Source organism: Dyella sp. 05T440 (assembly GCF_056395965.1).
The window spans coordinates 33,578-51,139 of sequence record NZ_JBFTKN010000001.1 but is presented as its reverse complement, the minus strand read 5'-3'; the positions used below and the strand labels follow the sequence as shown (position 1 = coordinate 51,139).

The 17,562-nt window shown below is 65.8% G+C and carries 20 protein-coding genes; 14 read left to right on the top strand and 6 right to left on the bottom strand.

All coding sequences use genetic code 11. The features are described from left to right. Nucleotides 1-18: 18 nt before the first annotated feature. From ilvD to ilvA, 5 genes are all read left to right on the top strand, one after another. The gene (gene ilvD / locus AC1DE1_RS00240; RefSeq protein WP_441602739.1) at nt 19-1,737 is read left to right on the top strand and encodes a dihydroxy-acid dehydratase; all 1,719 of its coding nucleotides are present in this window, start codon (nt 19-21) and stop codon (nt 1,735-1,737) included. After that, the gene (ilvC, locus tag AC1DE1_RS00235) at nt 1,734-2,747 is read left to right on the top strand and encodes a ketol-acid reductoisomerase (RefSeq protein ID WP_441602738.1); all 1,014 of its coding nucleotides are present in this window, start codon (nt 1,734-1,736) and stop codon (nt 2,745-2,747) included. Before ilvD ends, ilvC begins: the two co-directional genes overlap by 4 nt. Before the next feature lie 219 nt (nt 2,748-2,966). Then, on the top strand, nt 2,967-4,808 hold the full coding sequence (gene ilvB / locus AC1DE1_RS00230; RefSeq protein ID WP_441602737.1) for a biosynthetic-type acetolactate synthase large subunit: 1,842 nt from the start codon (nt 2,967-2,969) through the stop codon (nt 4,806-4,808). A 22-nt stretch (nt 4,809-4,830) separates the two neighbouring features. Then, entirely contained in the window at nt 4,831-5,073 is a 243-nt protein-coding gene (gene ilvN, locus AC1DE1_RS00225; protein WP_121883570.1) for an acetolactate synthase small subunit, read from the top strand. Next, a complete protein-coding gene (gene ilvA / locus AC1DE1_RS00220) occupies nt 5,070-6,632 on the top strand; it encodes a threonine ammonia-lyase, biosynthetic (RefSeq protein ID WP_441602736.1) in 1,563 nt (520 codons plus the stop codon). The genes ilvN and ilvA overlap by 4 nt, the downstream gene beginning before the upstream one ends. 94 nt (nt 6,633-6,726) lie before the next feature. Here the strand turns inward: ilvA and AC1DE1_RS00215 are convergent, their stop codons facing one another. Next, on the bottom strand, nt 6,727-7,083 hold the full coding sequence (locus AC1DE1_RS00215; RefSeq protein ID WP_441602735.1) for a VOC family protein: 357 nt from the start codon (nt 7,081-7,083) through the stop codon (nt 6,727-6,729). A 127-nt stretch (nt 7,084-7,210) separates the two neighbouring features. Between AC1DE1_RS00215 and ubiA the strand changes: the two genes are divergently transcribed. The 4 genes from ubiA to AC1DE1_RS00195 all read left to right on the top strand — a co-directional run bounded on the left by ubiA (nt 7,211) and on the right by AC1DE1_RS00195 (nt 10,622). Continuing rightward, a complete protein-coding gene (gene ubiA, locus AC1DE1_RS00210; RefSeq protein WP_477178826.1) occupies nt 7,211-8,236 on the top strand; it encodes a 4-hydroxybenzoate octaprenyltransferase in 1,026 nt (341 codons plus the stop codon). A gap of 183 nt (nt 8,237-8,419) precedes the next feature. Further along, nucleotides 8,420-8,848, top strand: a complete 429-nt coding sequence (locus AC1DE1_RS00205; protein ID WP_441602733.1) for a YciI family protein — start codon at nt 8,420-8,422, stop codon at nt 8,846-8,848. A gap of 20 nt (nt 8,849-8,868) precedes the next feature. Next, entirely contained in the window at nt 8,869-9,291 is a 423-nt protein-coding gene (locus AC1DE1_RS00200; RefSeq protein ID WP_441602732.1) for a VOC family protein, read from the top strand. Nucleotides 9,292-9,356: 65 nt separating this feature from the next. Then, complete coding sequence (locus tag AC1DE1_RS00195) at nt 9,357-10,622, top strand: RNA polymerase sigma factor (RefSeq protein WP_477178825.1); 1,266 nt, start codon at nt 9,357-9,359, stop codon at nt 10,620-10,622. Nucleotides 10,623-10,628: 6 nt separating this feature from the next. Here the strand turns inward: AC1DE1_RS00195 and AC1DE1_RS00190 are convergent, their stop codons facing one another. Both AC1DE1_RS00190 and AC1DE1_RS00185 read right to left on the bottom strand, forming a co-directional pair. Beyond that, nucleotides 10,629-10,766 (bottom strand): hypothetical protein, encoded by a 138-nt coding sequence (locus AC1DE1_RS00190; RefSeq protein ID WP_441602730.1) that lies wholly within the window; start codon nt 10,764-10,766, stop codon nt 10,629-10,631. 2 nt (nt 10,767-10,768) lie between these two features. Next, nucleotides 10,769-11,185 (bottom strand): hypothetical protein, encoded by a 417-nt coding sequence (locus tag AC1DE1_RS00185; RefSeq protein ID WP_441602729.1) that lies wholly within the window; start codon nt 11,183-11,185, stop codon nt 10,769-10,771. A 193-nt stretch (nt 11,186-11,378) separates the two neighbouring features. On the opposite strand from AC1DE1_RS00185, the gene AC1DE1_RS00180 reads away from it, so the two are divergent. Further along, nucleotides 11,379-12,218 (top strand): DoxX family membrane protein, encoded by an 840-nt coding sequence (locus tag AC1DE1_RS00180; RefSeq protein ID WP_441602728.1) that lies wholly within the window; start codon nt 11,379-11,381, stop codon nt 12,216-12,218. Here AC1DE1_RS00180 and AC1DE1_RS00175 read toward each other — a convergent pair. Next, nucleotides 12,203-12,547, bottom strand: a complete 345-nt coding sequence (locus AC1DE1_RS00175; RefSeq protein ID WP_441602727.1) for a carboxymuconolactone decarboxylase family protein — start codon at nt 12,545-12,547, stop codon at nt 12,203-12,205. The genes AC1DE1_RS00180 and AC1DE1_RS00175 overlap by 16 nt on opposite strands. A gap of 217 nt (nt 12,548-12,764) precedes the next feature. Here AC1DE1_RS00175 and AC1DE1_RS00170 point away from each other — a divergent pair, with 217 nt between their 5' ends. Together AC1DE1_RS00170 and AC1DE1_RS00165 are read left to right on the top strand one after the other, a co-directional pair. After that, the gene (locus AC1DE1_RS00170; protein ID WP_441602726.1) at nt 12,765-13,382 is read left to right on the top strand and encodes a PAS domain-containing protein; all 618 of its coding nucleotides are present in this window, start codon (nt 12,765-12,767) and stop codon (nt 13,380-13,382) included. 236 nt (nt 13,383-13,618) lie between these two features. Then, the gene (locus tag AC1DE1_RS00165; protein ID WP_441602725.1) at nt 13,619-14,131 is read left to right on the top strand and encodes a DUF5615 family PIN-like protein; all 513 of its coding nucleotides are present in this window, start codon (nt 13,619-13,621) and stop codon (nt 14,129-14,131) included. Here the strand turns inward: AC1DE1_RS00165 and AC1DE1_RS00160 are convergent. Further along, nucleotides 14,128-14,850, bottom strand: a complete 723-nt coding sequence (locus AC1DE1_RS00160; RefSeq protein WP_441602916.1) for a ComF family protein — start codon at nt 14,848-14,850, stop codon at nt 14,128-14,130. The two genes, AC1DE1_RS00165 and AC1DE1_RS00160, sit on opposite strands and share 4 nt — an antisense overlap. Before the next feature lie 15 nt (nt 14,851-14,865). Then, complete coding sequence (locus AC1DE1_RS00155; protein WP_441602724.1) at nt 14,866-15,072, bottom strand: hypothetical protein; 207 nt, start codon at nt 15,070-15,072, stop codon at nt 14,866-14,868. Between the two features lie 144 nt (nt 15,073-15,216). On the opposite strand from AC1DE1_RS00155, the gene bioB reads away from it, so the two are divergent. After that, on the top strand, nt 15,217-16,221 hold the full coding sequence (gene bioB, locus AC1DE1_RS00150) for a biotin synthase BioB (RefSeq protein ID WP_441602723.1): 1,005 nt from the start codon (nt 15,217-15,219) through the stop codon (nt 16,219-16,221). A 135-nt stretch (nt 16,222-16,356) separates the two neighbouring features. After that, nucleotides 16,357-17,535, top strand: a complete 1,179-nt coding sequence (gene bioF / locus AC1DE1_RS00145) for an 8-amino-7-oxononanoate synthase (RefSeq protein WP_441602722.1) — start codon at nt 16,357-16,359, stop codon at nt 17,533-17,535. The last annotated feature ends 27 nt before the right edge of the window (nt 17,536-17,562 follow it).

Sequence of the window (17,562 nt, the reverse complement as noted above, 5' to 3'; positions counted from 1 at the left end):
ATCTCTCAAGGAACACGCATGCGCAGTGATCTGATCAAGACCGGCCCCGACCGTGCCCCCGCGCGCGCCATGCTCCGCGCCACCGGCCTGGACGACGAAGCGATTGCCAGGCCGCTGGTGGCCGTCGTGCACACCTGGTCCAACGTGAGCCCGTGCAACCTCAATCTGCGCGAACTGGCCGAACATGTCGCCGACGGCATTCGCGCTGCGGGCGGCACGCCGGTGGAATTCAACACCATCGCCGTGACCGACGGCATCGCCATGGGCACGCCCGGCATGCGCGCCTCGCTGATCAGCCGAGAGGTGATCACCGACTCCATCGAGCTGGCCGTCGATGGCCACTGCCTTGACGCGATGGTGGTGCTGTGCGGTTGCGACAAGACCATTCCTGCCGCTGCGATGGCGATGGCGCGACTCAATATCCCGGCCGTCGCGATGTACGGCGGCACGATTGCGCACGGCACCCACGACAACCATCCGATCACCATCCAGCAGGTGTTCGAAGCAGTCGGTGCGCACGGCGCGGGCAAGATCAGCGATGCCGAACTGACTTCAGTGGAGCGCGATGCCTGCCCCGGCGCCGGTGCATGCGGCGGGCAGTTCACTGCCAACACGATGGCGATGGTGCTCTCCACGCTGGGCTTGTCGCCGCTGGGCTTCAATGACATCCCCGCCACACATCCAGCGAAGGCAGTGGCCGCACGCCGCTGCGGCGAGCTGGTGATGGAGTGCCTAAAAGAAAACCGCACGCCACGCGAACTGCTCACCGAAACCGCGTTCCGCAATGCCGCGCGCATGGTCGCAGCCACGGCCGGTTCCACCAACGCTGTGCTGCACCTGCTCGCCATCGCACGTGAAGCGGGTACGCCGTGGACGCTGGAGGATTTCGAGCCTGCATCGAAACACACCCCGGTGATCGCAGATCTGTTGCCTGGCGGCCGCTACACCGCGGTCGAGATGTTCGGGGCCGGCGGCAGCGCACGCGTGGCGGAAGAACTGATTGCCGCGGGCATGCTGATCGACGCACCCACCGTCACCGGTCGCAGCCTGTTCGATGAAGTCGCTGCGGCACCGCGAGCTGAAACGCAGGACGTGGTGCATCCGGTGTCAAAGCCGCTGAAGCCGCGCGGCGGCTATTCCATCCTCTACGGCAATCTCGCGCCGGACGGTTGCATCCTCAAACTCGCCGGCAAGGGCGCCAACCACTTCGAGGGACGCGCCCGCGTGTTCGAAAGCGAAGAGCAGGCGTTTGCCGCCGTTCAGGGCGGCAGCATCGAGAAGGGCGACGTCATCGTGATCCGCAATGAAGGCCCGGCGGGTGGCCCAGGCATGCGCGAGATGCTGGGCGTGACGGCGGCGCTGATCGGCCGCGGCCTGGGCGACGACGTGGCCTTGATCACCGATGGTCGCTTCTCCGGCGCCACCCACGGCTACATGGTCGGCCATATCGCACCGGAAGCGGCGCGCGGCGGCCCGATTGCGCTGCTGCACGAAGGCGATCGCATCCGCATCGACGCCGAAACGCGCCAGATCAGCACCACCGCCGATCTCGCCTCCCGTCGCGCCAGCTGGCAACCGCCTGCGCCCAAGGTCACGCGCGGCGCCATGGCCAAGTACGTCGCCCTGGTGGGCTCCGCGTCTGAAGGAGCCACCACGCAACCCATCGCATCACGCAGTCCATCCGCCTCTGTTTCCCGACACGTCAACGAAGACACGAACGCAGGAGTCACCGCATGAGCAACAACAACGACACGCTGGCCAAGGCCCGCATCGCCGTCCTGGGCTTTGGCAGCCAGGGCCGCGCCCACGCACTCAACCTGCGCGACTCCGGTCTCGACGTGGTGGTTGGCCTGCGCAAGGGTGGCCCCTCGTGGGAGAAAGCCCGCGCCGAAGGTTTCACCGTGGCTGAGCCGGGCGATGCCGTGAAGGACGCCGACCTGGTCGCCGTGCTCACGCCGGACATGGTGCAGCCGCAGCTATATCGCGAGCACATCGAGCCGAACATCAAGCCGGGCGCAGCGTTACTGTTTGCGCACGGTTTCAACGTGCACTTCAAGCAGATCGATCCGCGCGCCGACATCGACGTGATCCTGGTGGCGCCCAAGGGCCCGGGCGCGCTGGTGCGTCGCGAGTATGAAATCGGTCGCGGCGTGCCCAGCATCTGGGCCGTGCACCAGGACGTCAGCGGCCAGGCGGAAGCCCGCGCCAAGGCGTATGCCGATGGCATCGGCGGTGGTCGCGCGCTGCTGATCAAGACGGACTTCAAGGAAGAGACCGAGACCGATCTGTTCGGCGAACAGGCGGTGCTTTGCGGCGGTGCCAGCTCCCTGGTACAGGCTGGTTTTGAAACGCTGGTCGAAGCCGGTTACCAGCCGGAAATCGCCTATTACGAAGTGCTGCACGAACTGAAGCTGATCGTGGATCTGTTCTACGAGGGCGGCATTTCACGCATGCTGGAGTTCGTCTCCGAAACCGCGCAGTACGGCGACTACGTGAGCGGCCCGCGCGTGATCGATGCCGGCACCAAGGCGCGCATGAAGGACGTGCTCACCGATATCCAGGACGGCACCTTCGCGCGCAACTGGATCGCCGAATACCAGGCCGGCCTGCCGAACTACAAGAAGTTCAAGCAGGCGGACCTGGAGCATCCGGTGGAACAGGTCGGCGCCAAGCTGCGTGCTCGCATGCCGTGGCTGCAGGCGAATGCGCCCAAGCCCTCGGCTGAGCCGCTCAAGAAAGTAGGTTGATATTTGGCCGCTGCGGCTGATGCCGCAGCGGCATGCTGGTTGTTGTTCGACTTGAGAGGGGCGCTTATCCCGCAAGCATGCAAGACCCTTCCTGGCCCTCCCCCGATGATTTGGGGGAGGGCACTTTTCCAACCAACTCGATCCGCCGAAGCATCGGCGAATCTGGGGAACCCGACCATCGTGAACGTGCCACTGCAACGTGCTCTTGAAAGTCGCGACATGCCCGCTTCGACGCATGCGCTCGCCGGCCAGACCATGAGCGGTGCAGAAGTCGTCGTGCAGGTATTGGCGGACGAAGGCGTCGACGTGCTGTTCGGTTATTCGGGTGGCGCGATCCTGCCGGTGTACGACGCGGTCTTCCGATTCAATGCCACGCATCTGTCGCCGATGGGCGGCGAGCCGATGCCCTTGATCGTGCCTGCCAACGAGCAAGGCGCCGGCTTCATGGCGGCCGGCTATGCGCGCGCCTCGGGCAAGGTGGGCGTGGCCATCGTCACCTCCGGCCCGGGCGCCACCAATATGGTCACGCCGGTGCGCGATGCGATGTCCGATTCCGTGCCGATGGTGGTGATCTGCGGCCAGGTGCCCACCGGCGCGCTCGGCAGCGATGCCTTCCAGGAGGCACCGGTCAGCAACATCATGAGTCCGTGCGCCAAGCACGTGTTCCTGCTCACCGATCCCTCGCGGCTTGAAGTCACCTTGCGTACGGCCTTTGAGATCGCGCGCAGTGGACGTCCGGGCCCTGTCGTTGTCGATATCCCCAAGGATGTGCAGAACAGTCCGCTCACCTTCGCCGGTGAAGGCACGCTGCCTATTCCCGGCTATCGCGCCCGCCAGCACGCCATCCAGAGCGCACGCGTGGATGACGCGCAGTGCGAGATTTTCTTCAACGCGCTGGCAAGGGCGAAGCGTCCGCTGATCTATGCGGGTGGCGGCATCATCTCGGCGGAGTCCTCCGCCACGCTGCGCGCTTTCGTGAAGCAGTTTGGCCTGCCGGTGACCACCACCTTGATGGGCATCGGTGCGATCGACACCACTGAACCGCTCGCCTTGCATATGTTGGGCATGCACGGTACGGCCTACGCCAATTACGCCGTCGAGGACTGCGATTTCCTGCTCGCGCTTGGCGCTCGTTTCGACGATCGCGTGGCCAGCGTGCCGGAGCGCTTTGCCCCGCACGCACGCTTCATCGCACAGATCGACATCGACCCCGCCGAGATCGGCAAGGTGAAGTCGGTGGACTGGCATCATCATGGCGACCTCGACGCGACGCTATCGCGCCTGCAGCAATACGGCATCCGTCACGGCCTGCATTTCGCAAACGATGGGCGCTATGCGGACTGGCACTCCCATATTGCTGCGCTCAAGCACACGCATGCGCTGAACTACGACCGCGAGAGCGCGTTGATCCAGCCGCAGGCGGTGATCCAGGCCATCAACGAACACACCCAAGGCCGCGCCGTGATCAGCACCGGCGTGGGCCAGCACCAGATGTGGGCCGCGCAGTACTTTGATTTTCGCGAGCCGCGCCATTGGCTCACGTCCGGTTCCATGGGCACCATGGGATTCGGCCTGCCCGCCGCCATTGGTGCGCAGTTCGCGCGGCGCGACGCGGTGGTGATCGATATCGACGGCGACGCCAGCATCCGCATGAATCTGGGCGAGCTGGAAACCGTCACCACCTATGGCCTGCCGGTCAAGGTCGTCGTGCTCAACAACATCGGCGACGGCATGGTGCGCCAGTGGCAGAAGCTGTTTTTCCGTGGCCGCTTTGCATCGTCGGACAAGAGCCTGCACAAGAAGGACTTCATCAAGGCGGCGCAGGCTGATGGGTTCGAGTGGGCGAAGCGCCTGGAGGACAAGGCGGAACTGGCGGAGACCATCGCCGACTTCCTTGCCTTCGATGGCCCTGCATTTCTGGAAGTGATGATTGACCCGGATGCCGGCGTGTATCCGATGGTGGGTCCGGGGGCGACGTACGCGCAGATGATCACCGGCGATTTCATTCCGTCGCGGGTGGCACCGGCGTCGGACGGCGATGCCACCTCGGACATGTTCTGAGCATCGGCAACACGGAGCCCGCATGAGACATACGCTATCCATCCTGTTGCAAAACGAATCCGGCGCCCTGATGCGCGTGGCCGGGCTGTTCGCCGCGCGTCATTGCAATATCGACACGCTTACCGTCGCCGCCACCGAAGATCCGGCCGTCTCACAACTCACCCTGGTGCTGCATGGCGCCGACGCCACCGTCGAACAGATCATCAAGCAGACGCGCAAGCTGGTGGACGTGATCGAGGTAAGCCACCCGCTCGCCACGCCATGAATGCACTTGCTGCCACGCTGGACGCGGATCCGCTGAGCGAGCACGAACTACTGCGCCAGACAGTGGGCGCGCGCGTCTACGATGTGGCGCGCGAGACATCGCTTGAGCCGGCGACGCTCCTATCCACGCGATTGGGGCAGCGTGTCTTGCTCAAGCGCGAAGACCAGCAGCCGGTTTTCTCGTTCAAGCTGCGCGGCGCCTATAACCGCATGTGTCAGCTGGACGCGGCGCAACGAGCCCGTGGCGTGATCGCCGCCTCGGCGGGCAACCATGCCCAAGGCGTGGCGTTGGCGGCGGCGCGGCTTGGCATACACGCAGTGATCGTGATGCCAGTGACGGCACCCCAGGTCAAGGTCGACGCCGTGCGTCGCTTTGGCGGCGACCAGGTCGATATCGTGCTGACCGGCGACTCCTATAGCGATGCGCAAGCCGCGGCGGCACGACTGCAGCACGAACACGGCTACACCTTCGTCCATCCGTTCGACGATCCCGCGGTGATCGCCGGGCAGGCCACCGTGGGCATGGAAATCCTGCGCCAGCATCCCGGGCCACTGCACGCCATCTTCGTGCCCGTCGGCGGTGGCGGTTTGCTCGCTGGTATCGCCGCTTATGTGAAGGCGCTGCGTCCGGATGTGAAAGTGATCGGCGTTCAGACCTGCGACTCCGATGCGATGGTCCAATCACTGGAGGCAGGCGCACCGGTATCGCTGTCGGAAGTCGGCCTGTTTGCGGATGGCACGGCCGTGAAGCGTGTGGGCGATCTCACCTTTGCGCTGTGCCAGCGCCATGTGGACGCCATGCTGCGGGTGGATACGGACGCGATCTGCGCGGCCATCCGCGATGTCTTCCAGGACACCCGCAGCGTGCCCGAGCCTGCCGGCGCACTCGCGCTGGCCGGGCTCAAGCAATACGTCGCCACGCATGGCGCTTCGGAACACCCGATGGTGGCCGTCGTCTCAGGCGCCAACCTCAATTTCGACCGGCTGCGCTTTGTGGCCGAGCGCGCGGAAGTGGGCGAGCAGCGGGAAGCGGTGTTCGCGGTGACCATACCCGAGGAACGCGGCAGCTTCCGCCGTTTCTGCGAGGCACTGGATCAGCGCAGCATCACGGAATTCAACTACCGCATCGGCAATGCCAGCCAGGCGCATATCTTCGTCGGCATACAGACTGCGCATCGCGATGAGCGCGAGACGTTGATCGAGGCTTTCCGTGCCCACGATTTCGGCGTGCTCGATCTCACCGACGATGAACTGGCCAAGCTGCACCTGCGCCACATGATAGGTGGCAGCTCACCGCTGGCGCGCGACGAGCAGCTGTTCCGTTTCGAGTTTCCCGAACGCCCGGGCGCGCTGACGCGCTTTCTGGGGCATATGCATCCGGACTGGAATATCAGCCTGTTCCATTACCGCAATCAGGGGGCGGATTACGGGCGCATCCTGGTCGGAATTCAGGTGCCGCCGGATGAACGGATCCTGTTTCAGGCGTTTCTGGACACACTCGGCTATCCGTATCGCGACGAGAGCGAGAATCCGGCGTATCGGTTGTTGTTGAGGGAATGAGGCACGTCAGTCGCGCACAGGGTGCGCTCCCACAGGGACCCCACAGGGGGCTGGATCCTCCTGTGGGAGCGCACCCTGTGCGCGACGCTCTCCGTCACGACTCGACCACCTCCAACTCAAACACATGGTTGTCGTAATCACTGAAATACAGCGCCGTGTCCTCGCGGGCCATCTGATAATCCAGCGCCAGCTCGTCCATGCGCCGCGCGCAATCGAGCTGCTCCTGCTTGGTCACGGCGAACGCGATGTGGTCGCCGTTGCGTGACGCGGGACCGCTGCCGCGGATCAGGGCAAATTCCAGCCCCGCCAGCGCCACGATGACTTCCGGATGGCTATCGGCCGGATCTTCCTCGCGCAAAATGCGCGCATCCTCGAACACGCCGGTCAACAGCTCGGCCGTGCGCGTGGGATGGGCAACGATCAGGGCGACGTGGCTCAGGGCTTTGGGCACGGGCTCATCTCCAGTCGGGAAAGTGGAAAGTTTAGGCCGCTTTATGACCGTGTTGCGACAAGGTGCGCCCCGCAAACCGGCGCTGCGTCACGCTACCCACGGCGGTGGGCCACGCTACACTTCATGGATGGCTCCTACTTCCCGCAAGCGCCAGCGGCGCAACCTGCCGACTACGAGTACACCGCGTCCGCGCCCTGGCGCGGGCTCTAGACCGGCGCGCTCGACGCAGCCCGCGGATAGCTCCTCCCGCGCCACGCGCGTGCTCGACTGGCTGCTGCAGCGTTTGCCGGCGCCCTATCGCAGCAAGGCGCGCGACTATCTGGTGCTGACCCGCATGGATCGCCCGATCGGCGCGCTGCTGTTGCTGTGGCCGACCTGGTGGGCGCTGTGGCTGGCGGCCTCGGATTTCCCGCCGCTGAAGCTGCTGGTGATCTTCACGCTGGGTGTGTTCTCGATGCGTGCGGCCGGCTGCGCCATCAACGATTTCGCCGACCGCAAGCTTGATCCCCAGGTGGAACGTACGGCAGGGCGACCTATCGCGGCCGGACGTGTGACGCCGCGCGAGGCCCTGATCATCTTCGCCAGCCTGTTGGTGTTCTCCTTCGTGCTGGTGCTGTTCACCAACAAGCTCACCATCTGGCTGTCCTTCGCGGGCGCCGGTCTGGCGGCGATCTACCCGTTCACCAAGCGCTACACACACCTGCCGCAAGTCGTGCTGGGTGCGGCGTTCGGCTGGGCGATCCCGATGGCGTTCGCGGCCGTGATGAATACCGTGCCGCCGGTGGGCTGGCTGCTGTTCATCGCCAACATCATCTGGTCGGTGGTGTACGACACCCAATACGCCATGGTGGACCGCGACGAGGACATCAAGGCCGGCGCCAAATCCACCGCCATCCTGTTTGGCGACGCGGATCTGCCGATCCTGGGCATTCTGATGGCCACCTTCCTGCTGGCGATGCTGCTGGTGGGCCAGCGCGCGATGCTGGGCTGGCCCTACTGGATGGGCCTGCTGGTGGCCGCTGGCCTGTTCGGCTGGCAGATGTGGCGCATCCGCAGCCACGACCGCGCCGCCTGCCTGTGGGCCTTCCGCAACAACAACTGGCTGGGCATGGCGGTCTGGATCGGCATCGTGCTGGCGCTGGCGTTCCGCTAAGCAACACCCCTCTCGTCATCACCTGTGGGAGGGCACCCTGTGCCCGACGCGGCATCGCCAATCGCCGCGCCGCCGGGTTGTCGCGCACAGGGTGCGCTCCCACAGGTTTCTTCGCCTACCCTGTCGATTCCACCGGGGCTCCTTCGTCGTGTGCATAAGAGCCACACTCACAGGAGCAAGCACATGCGATTCGTAGCCATGGTCAGGGCCACCCGGGCCTCCGAAGCCGGCGAGATGCCGAGCGAAAAACTGCTGACCGAGATGACCCGCTTCAACGAGGAGCTGGTCAAGGCCGGGGTGATGCTGGCCGGCGAAGGTCTGCACCCCAGCAGGAGCGGTGCACGCGTGCGCTACGAGGGCGACCAGCGTACTGTCATCGACGGCCCGTTTACGGAAACCAAGGAGCTGATCGCCGGTTTCTGGGTACTGCAGCTGAGCTCGCTGGAAGAGGCCATCGAGTGGATGAAGCGCGCACCCAACCCGTTCGATGACGGCGCCTCGGAAATCGAGATCCGCCGCGTCTTCGAAGCGGAGGATTTCGGCGATGCCTTCACGCCCGAAGCGCGCGAATTGGAAGCACAGCAGCGCGCCCGCATGGGCGATCCACGCTGAACCCGCCAGGAGATGTCACCATGCTGATCCAGCCCTATCTGTTCTTCGACGGCCGCTGCGAGGAAGCCCTCGCCTTCTACGGCAAGGCCGTCGGCGCGCAGGTGCAAACGCTGATGCGATTCAAGGACAGCCCCGAACAACCGGGCGACCAGGCCGCCGGTCCACGCCCTGCGCATGGCGAGAAAATCATGCATGCCTCGATGCGGATCGGCGAATCGCTGGTCAATGCATCCGATGGCGAATGTGGTGGCACGCCGGATTTTCGCGGCTTCTCGCTGGTGATCAATGCCAAGGACGATAGCGAGGCCAAGCGCTCGTTCGAGGCCTTGCTGGAGGGCGGCGGCGAGGCGTCCATGCCGCTGTCCAAGACCTTCTTTGCCTCCAGCTTCGGCATGTTGCGCGATCGCTTCGGCGTGCACTGGATGGTGATGTCGCCACCCTGATTCCGGCGGCGGCATGGTGCGCGCGAACTTGCGCCGCCACCGGCGTGGTGTTGTGATCGGCGGCCATGACGGCCACTGATATCCATCGCACCATCGAAGCGGTCTGGCGCATGGAATCGCCACGCCTGATCGCCGGCCTCGCCCGCATCGTCCGCGACGTGGGCGTGGCCGAGGAACTGGCGCAGGACGCGCTGGTCACGGCGCTGGAGCAGTGGCCGCAGACGGGGGTGCCGCGCAATCCGGGCGCCTGGCTGATGACTACCGCCAAGCATCGCGCGATCGACCAGATGCGGCGCCACGCGCTGCATCGTCGCAAGGAAGGGGAACTGACGCGCGAGATCGAAGACCAGCTCGAACAATCCGTGGGAGACCCGGATGCCATGCTCGACAATCCGGTCGGTGATGATCTGCTCAGCCTGATATTCACGGCATGCCATCCGGTGCTGTCCACCGAGGCGCGCGTGGCGTTGACCCTGCGCCTGCTCGGCGGCCTGACCACCAGCGAAATCGCGCGCGCCTTCCTGGTGCCCGAGCCCACGGTGGCACAGCGCATCGTGCGCGCCAAACGCTCGCTCAGCGAAGCCCAGGTGCCGTTCGAAGTGCCGCGCGGCGACGAGCTCGCGGCGCGCCTCGCCTCCGTGCTGGAAGTGGTCTACCTGATCTTCAACGAAGGCTACGCGGCCACCTCGGGCAGCGACTGGATGCGTCCGGCGCTCTGCGAGGAAGCCATGCGCCTGGGCCGCGTGCTCGCTGGCCTGGCCCCGGCCGAAGCCGAGGTGCATGGCCTGGTGGCGCTGATGGAAATCCAGGCGTCGCGCACCGCCGCGCGGCAAGGGCCGCACGGCGAGCCCATCCTGCTGGGCGAGCAGAACCGCGGGCGCTGGGATCAGCTGCTGATTCAACGCGGCCTGGCCGCGCTGCAACGCGCCGAAGCACTGGGCGGCAGCGAACGTCCGTACACACTCCAGGCGGCGATTGCTGCCTGTCATGCGCGGGCGCGCACCGTGGACGCCACCGACTGGTCGCGCATTGCCGCGCTCTACGACACGCTCGCGCGCCGCCTGCCCTCGCCGGTGGTGGCACTCAATCGCGCGGTGGCTCACGCGCAGGCATTCGGCCCCGAGGTGGGCCTGAACCTGGTGGACGCACTGCGCGACGAACCCCTGCTACGCCACTATCACCTGCTGCCCAGCGTGCGCGGCGACCTGCTCGGCAAGCTGGGTCGTCATGCCGAGGCGCGCGAAGAATTCGAGCGCGCCGCCTCGCTCACACGCAACCTGCGCGAGCGGGAGTTGCTGTTGCAGCGTGCGGCCGCCAGCAGCGCGGCCTGAAGGCGATCACTGGATGGCGTGTGGCGGAAAGCACAAGATCAAGCCAAGTATCGCCGCGTAACCAAGGGCCGCCATCAACAGGCTGAGCAGCACGACAAACACCAACCGCAACACGCCCTTGGCGGCCCAGCCAAGTTTGTCCATGCCTACACCTTGCACAGCCGGTCAGCCCGATAGGCGTCCAGGCTGGGCACCGCGCCATACATCCAGTCGACGAACGCATTGCGCTCGTGCCACATCACTTCCATGTCCCACAGGCAGAACGAATAGCGCGACATGTCCTCGACCCAGCCGGTGGCATCTTCCGCCGCCACCGCGATGAACATCTCGTTGTCGTTGCCCCACCACCCCAGCACCAGATAACGCGCTTGCGCCGCTTCGTGGCAGATCGCAAAGGCCGGCGTGGTCGACCATGCGATGGGTCGCGCCCGCTTCATCGCCGCCATGCGCGGCAAGTAGCGCGAGATATCCACGGCGCCGCTGCCGGCGGCAATGGTGTAGACCTTGATGCCGTCGGCGTCCGTGTCGGCAGGCAGGTTCACGATGGGGCGGGGGCGATACATGGCCTTGGCTTCCTCTGAAGCGGGATCAAAAGAACGGGGCTCGCCGGCGCATCATCGCACTCCATTGCGCCACGCCGTATCTGCCGATTTAATGGCGCGGCGGGCAGCCCCTGGGAGCCCGTGGCCGCCCCAGGGCCGCCCTCGCATCGAAGCGCTGTCCTCCCTCTGTCCGTTCATGGTGAAGGAGCAAGGCATGGAACGTTCGTATCGGGCATCAACCTCGGTGCTGACTGGCAGCGGCGCGTGGGGCAACAGCGCTGCGCAGACACACCTGTCCCAGCAGTGGCTGGCCCTCTGCATGATGTCGCTGGGCGCGCTGGGCTTCATCTACGGCGACGTCGCCCTGGTGTGGCAGCACCTGCCGATCGAGCACATGCCGGGGGCGCGGCCGATCGCCTATCTGTTTGCGCTGATCGAACTGGTGGCCGGCATCGGACTGCTGCTGCGCAGCTGGGCAAAGCCCGCATCGGTCTTGCTGGTGGTCTTCATGCTGGTGTGGACGGTATTGCTCAAATTGCCCGCCGTGATCGTGGTGCCCTCGATGGAGGCCACCTGGCTGGGCCTGGGCGAGATTGCGGTGATCTTCGCGGCTGCGTGGGTGTTGTTTGCCGGCCATCTGGGCGAACGCAGCGACGGGTTGCGCCATCTCACCGGGCGACGCGGCGTGCGCGCGGCGCGCGTGGTGTTTGCGCTATCGCTGCCGATGATCGGCCTGTCTCACTTTGTTTACAGCGAGCAGACCGTAGCGCTGATTCCGACCTGGTTGCCGTACCCCCTGGGCTGGGCGTATTTCACCGGCGCCTGCAGCATCGCCACCTGCCTGGCGGTGCTGTTTGGCGTATTGCCGCAGCTGGCGGCAAGGCTCGAGGCGGCGATGCTATGGATCATCACCCTACTGGTGTGGGTGCCCACGGTGGTCGCCACGCCTCATGACCGCACCGGCTGGACCGCGCTGGCGATTTCCGCCGCCATCGCGTGCGGGGCCTGGGTGGTCGCCGACTCTTACCGAGCCGTGCCCTATCGTTCCGCCTGATAGCTGTGGACGGCATCGAGCACGCGCGCTGAATACACCAGCGCCGCGCCGGCATTCATGGCCACCGCCACGCCCAGCGCTTCGGCAATTTCATCCGGGGTGGCGCCCTGCTTCAGCGCCTCGGCGGTGTGCACCGTGATGCAGCCGTCGCAGCGGGTGGTGACCGCCACCGCCAGCGAGATCAGTTCGCGCGTCCTGGCGTCCAGGTGACCGGTCTTGCTGCCGGCGGCGGACAGGGTCTGGTAGCCGGCCACGGTGTCGGGGCTCAGCTTGGCGATCTCGCCGATGCGGCCGAGCAGCTGTTTGCGGTATTCAGGCCAATTCAACATGGCGCTCTCCAGGGGACACAACACCTTCATGCTGCGCCCGATCGACGGGGCGCGTGAATAAGCCAGCATGGATACCTCGATGGTTCGGTACCGGACGGCCCGCGTCTTGCAGGTCGTCTGAAAAACATCGACAAGCACGCTTGCGGGGCTTGGTATTGCCGACCCGTTCTGTTCGAATCGCAGTCACACGCGCACCGGGTGACTGAGGAAATCGCACATGCATCAAACTGGGTTTGAAGGCGCCTTGTTCGCATCCATTGGCCTGTCTCCCCTTGCGACCCTGGTCACCAACCCGCGTCTGCCGGATAACCCGATCGTCTGCGTCAATGCCGCCTTCTGCGAGCTCACCGGCTACCAGGAGGATGAAATCCTGGGCCGAAACTGCCGTTTCCTGCAGGGCGCCGGCAGCGAGCCCGATCAGCGGGCCTTGCTGCGCGACGCCATCGCCAACGGGCGACCCTCGTTGACCGTGCTCACCAATTACCGCAAGGACGGCACCGCGTTCCGCAATGCCGTGATGGTGGCGCCTCTGATCGGCGCCGACGGCGCCGTCGAGTACTTCATCGGCTCGCAGATGGACGTCTCCGGCACCCCCGATCGCGCGCACAACCAGCGTATCGCCCATGCCTCAGCCCTGGTGGGCGCACTCACGCCACGGCAAAAGCAGGTGCTGGAACACATGTCGCGCGGCATGCGCAACAAGCAGATCGGCGATTTGCTGGGCATCGAAGAGAAGACCGTGAAGATGCACCGCGCCAGCCTGCTCAAGCGACTCGGGGCGACCACCAGCGCCGATGCCATCCGCATCGCGATCGAGGCAGGCAGTCCGCACTGACAACGTTGTCGTTCGCCGACCCTGGCCTAAAGGTCGTATTGCTCTGGTAACGATGCGGGCGTTAGAAAAGAACGAGGGGAATCACGATTGCGCGCGTTCGTGCTGCGAGTGGCTTGCCACGCGGGATGACAGCGCGCGACAACCCCGCCGATCGCTGCGCCAGCACCGCCGGTGCGTGCAAGTCGCAGGCTGATCGGCCGTGCTTTTGAACGCAGCAAGCGGGGACGTGCAGCGTCATGTGGCGGGAACTCGAAAGTTCCAGGGATCGCAATGCGCCCGAAGAAGGCAACGTGGAAAGCCGCGCGCGGTTTCTGGTCGATGCATCGTTTCCGCCGCGTGGCGTTGAACTGCTGCGTTCGGCAGGCGCCCAGGTTTGGACGTCCGCCGACTGCGGGCTGCTGGGTCAGACCGACGCCGCCCATGCTGCCTATGCGCTGGCGCATGAACGGGTGCTGCTCACCTGCAATCCCGACTTTCTCGATCTGCAGCGATTTCCGCTGCAACGCGGCTCGGCCATCTTCGTGTTTCATTTCGGCAGCGGATCGGTGAACGACCTGCGCCGGGCGCTGCGCTGCCTCGCGCCCGTACTGGGCAGCAGCTGTTTCAGCGCAGGCTGCACGGTCGAGGCGAGCAGCACGGGATGGGCGCGCTACCACTGCCATGGCAACGGGACTCGCCAGCGCCGCAAGTACCGCCTCTGGCACGGCAAGCTGCAGGAGTGGATGGGCGAATCCTGCGAGACCGCTTAGGTCTTTGCCGCTGGCGCGCGCGCCAGCGCCCAGACATCGACGCGTCGGACTCCCGCCCGCTTCAGCACGCGCGCACATTCGCTCAGCGTGGCGCCAGTGGTCATCACGTCGTCAAACAGCGCCACGTGCCCGGGCCACGCCGTATGCGGTCGTACGTTGAAGGCGCCGCGCACGTTGCGGCGACGGGCCAGTGCGCCAAGTTCAGTTTGCGCCGGTGTGGCCCGCGAGCGGATCAAGGCGTCGACGTGGAGCGAGGGACCAAGCCGGCTTGCCAGCGGCTTACCCAGCTCGATCGCCTGGTTGTAGCCGCGTTCGCGCAGTCGGCCGGCATGCAGCGGCACCGGCAGCAGCCACGCCGGCATGTTCGACGGTGGCCATTCCCGCAACCATAGCGACGAGAGCACGCGACCCGCGGCCAGGTCGGCGCCGAACTTGAAACGCGATTCCAGACGGTCCAGTGGCCATGCGTAACGAAATGGCACCCAGGCCGAATCCCACGGCGGCGGACGGCGCTGGCATTGGCCGCATAGTTCGGCCGCCTGGGGCAGGGGCAGCGCGCAGCGAGCGCAACACGCCTGGTTGCGCGGTAACTCGGCGGCACACTGGCGGCACAGATCCAGCCCGTCGGCGCCCGCGGCGCCGCACAGCAGGCAGCGATAGGGGAGTACAAAACGTTGCAGCGCCCCAAGCAGGGGTCGCCCGAGCGGTAGCGCGTCCATGCGCATGGGCCATCCTTAGTTTCGTGGCTTGTAAATGGCTGCGTCGAGGCCCGCCCAAAGATGGATGACCCAGCCCATTTTGACGATCCAGAGCACGGCGGCGAGCACGATCATGACGAGGGCAATCCAGGGGCGCCGTTGCAGTAGCTGCCCCAGCCCGGGTATGAGCAAGCTGCAGATGGCCGCCGGCACCGATCCAATGCCGACCTGTCGTGCATTCATGCCAACAACTCCCGCGGAGTGAATGCTTCGATGGTAGCGGCAGCCATACGTCCGCGCATCGTCAACCCGCGCCTTTCATCGAAAGTTGACAAGAAAACGCGCGCTGCCACACTTGTCCTCATCCCCAACCCCAGAGCTGTCGCCATGGCCCAACCCATCCGTCACGACTGGACGCGCGCCGAAGTGGCTGCGCTGTTCGCGCTGCCGTTCAACGAACTGCTGTTTCGCGCGCACAGTGTGCATCGCGAACACCACGATCCGAACGCCGTGCAGGTGTCCACCCTGCTCTCCATCAAGACCGGTGGCTGCCCGGAAGATTGCGCCTATTGCCCGCAGGCGGCGCGCTATGACACCGGTGTGCAGGCGCAGAAACTGATGAGCGTGGAAGCGGTGCTCGAACAGGCCAAGGCCGCCAAGAGCGCCGGCGCCAGCCGCTTCTGCATGGGCGCCGCCTGGCGCAGCCCCAAGGACCGCGACGTGCAGAAGGTCGCCGAGATCGTGCGCGCCGTGAAAGGCCTGGGCCTGGAAACCTGCGCCACGCTGGGCATGCTCAATGGCGAACAGGCCAAGACCCTCAAAGGCGCGGGCCTGGACTTCTACAACCACAACCTGGACACCGCGCCGGAGTTCTACGGCGAGATCATCCACACCCGCCAGTACCAGGATCGCCTGGACACGCTTGAACACGTGCGCGAAGCCGGCCTGAAAACCTGCTGCGGCGGCATCGTGGGCATGGGCGAAACGCGCGACCAGCGCGCCGGCCTGCTGCAGACCCTGGCCAACCTGCCCGAACATCCCGAATCGGTGCCGATCAACCAGCTGGTACAGGTGGAAGGCACGCCGCTCAGCGGCACTGAAGCCATCGACCCGTTCGATTTCGTGCGCACCATTGCCGTCGCCCGCATCCTGATGCCCGCCTCGATGGTCCGCCTCTCCGCCGGCCGCCAGCAGATGGACGACGCCGTGCAGGCGCTGTGCTTCTTCGCCGGCGCTAACTCGATTTTCTACGGCGAAAAGCTGCTCACCACCGGCAACCCGGACGTGGAACACGACCGCCAGCTGTTCCAGCGTCTGAACCTGCATGCATTGGAAGTGGTGGAGACGTCGGGCACCGTGCACGCGGATATCGTGGAGCATTGCGCGGCCTGATCAGCCCCTGTGGGAGCGCACCCTGTGCGCGACAGGCCCGGAGCGCACGCTGCATGACGCGACCACCGATGACAGAGATACACCACTGCGCCGCGGTCGCGCACAGGGTGCGCTCCCACAGGGAGACGCATCGCGATGCGTGACGACCTGCTCACCCGCCTCGCCGCCCAGACGCAACAGCGTGAACAGGCCGGCCTGCGCCGCCGCCTGCAAACGGTGACTCACGCCGACGGCATGTGGCTGGAGCGCAACGGCCGTCGCCTGCTCTCGTTCTGCAGCAACGACTATCTCGGCCTGGCGCAGCATCCCTCATTGATCGATGCACTCAAGCGCGCTGCCGACAGCGATGGTGTCGGCAGCGGTTCCGCGCATCTGATCTGCGGCCATCGCAACGCACATGCTGCGCTGGAAGAAGCGCTCGCCGAATGGACCGGGCGCGAACGCGCGTTGCTGTTCTCCACCGGTTATATGGCCAATCTCGGCGTGATGCAGGCACTGCTGGCGCGCGACGACGTCTGCGTGCAGGACAAGCTCAACCATGCCTGCCTGCTCGATGGCGCCCAGCTCGCAGGCTGCGAGTTGAAGCGTTATCCGCATGCCGACGTGGCAGGCGCCGAACGCCAGCTGCGCGCTCGACCCGAAACGGCGGCGCTGCTCGCCACCGATGGCGTATTCAGCATGGATGGCGATATCGCGCCGCTCGCCGAGCTGGCCGCACTCTGTCATCGCGAAGACGCAAGCTTGATGGTCGACGACGCGCATGGCCTGGGCGTGTTGGGTGAGCACGGCGAAGGCAGCGTATCGGCTGCCGGCCTCTCACAGAACGACGTCCCCGTGCTGATGGCCACGCTGGGCAAGGCCCTGGGTTGCAGCGGCGCGTTCGTCGCGGGCTCCGCTGCCCTGATCGACGGATTGGTGCAGTCCGCGCGTACCTACATCTACACCACGGCCATGCCGCCTGCGCTCGCTGCCGCCACGCTGGCCGCCATACGGCTGGCGCAAACAGAAGGCTGGCGGCGCGAGAAACTCCACGCGCTGATCGCCCGCTTCCGTGCCGGCGCAGCGCAGCTCGGCCTGCCTCTGATGCCCTCGCCCACGCCCATCCAGCCGCTGCTGCTGGGGGATGCACAAGCCGCACTGGCGGCCTCCGAAGCGCTTGAGCGAGCGGGTTTCCTGGTCACCGCCATCCGCCCGCCGACCGTGCCGCAAGGCAAGGCCCGCCTGCGCATCACCTTGTCGGCCGCCCACCAGGAAACCGACGTGGACCGCCTGCTGGAGGCGCTTTCCCGGCTCCGGCTGGCCGGCCCCGTATAATGGCGGTCTTGCCGTACCCCTTCCCCG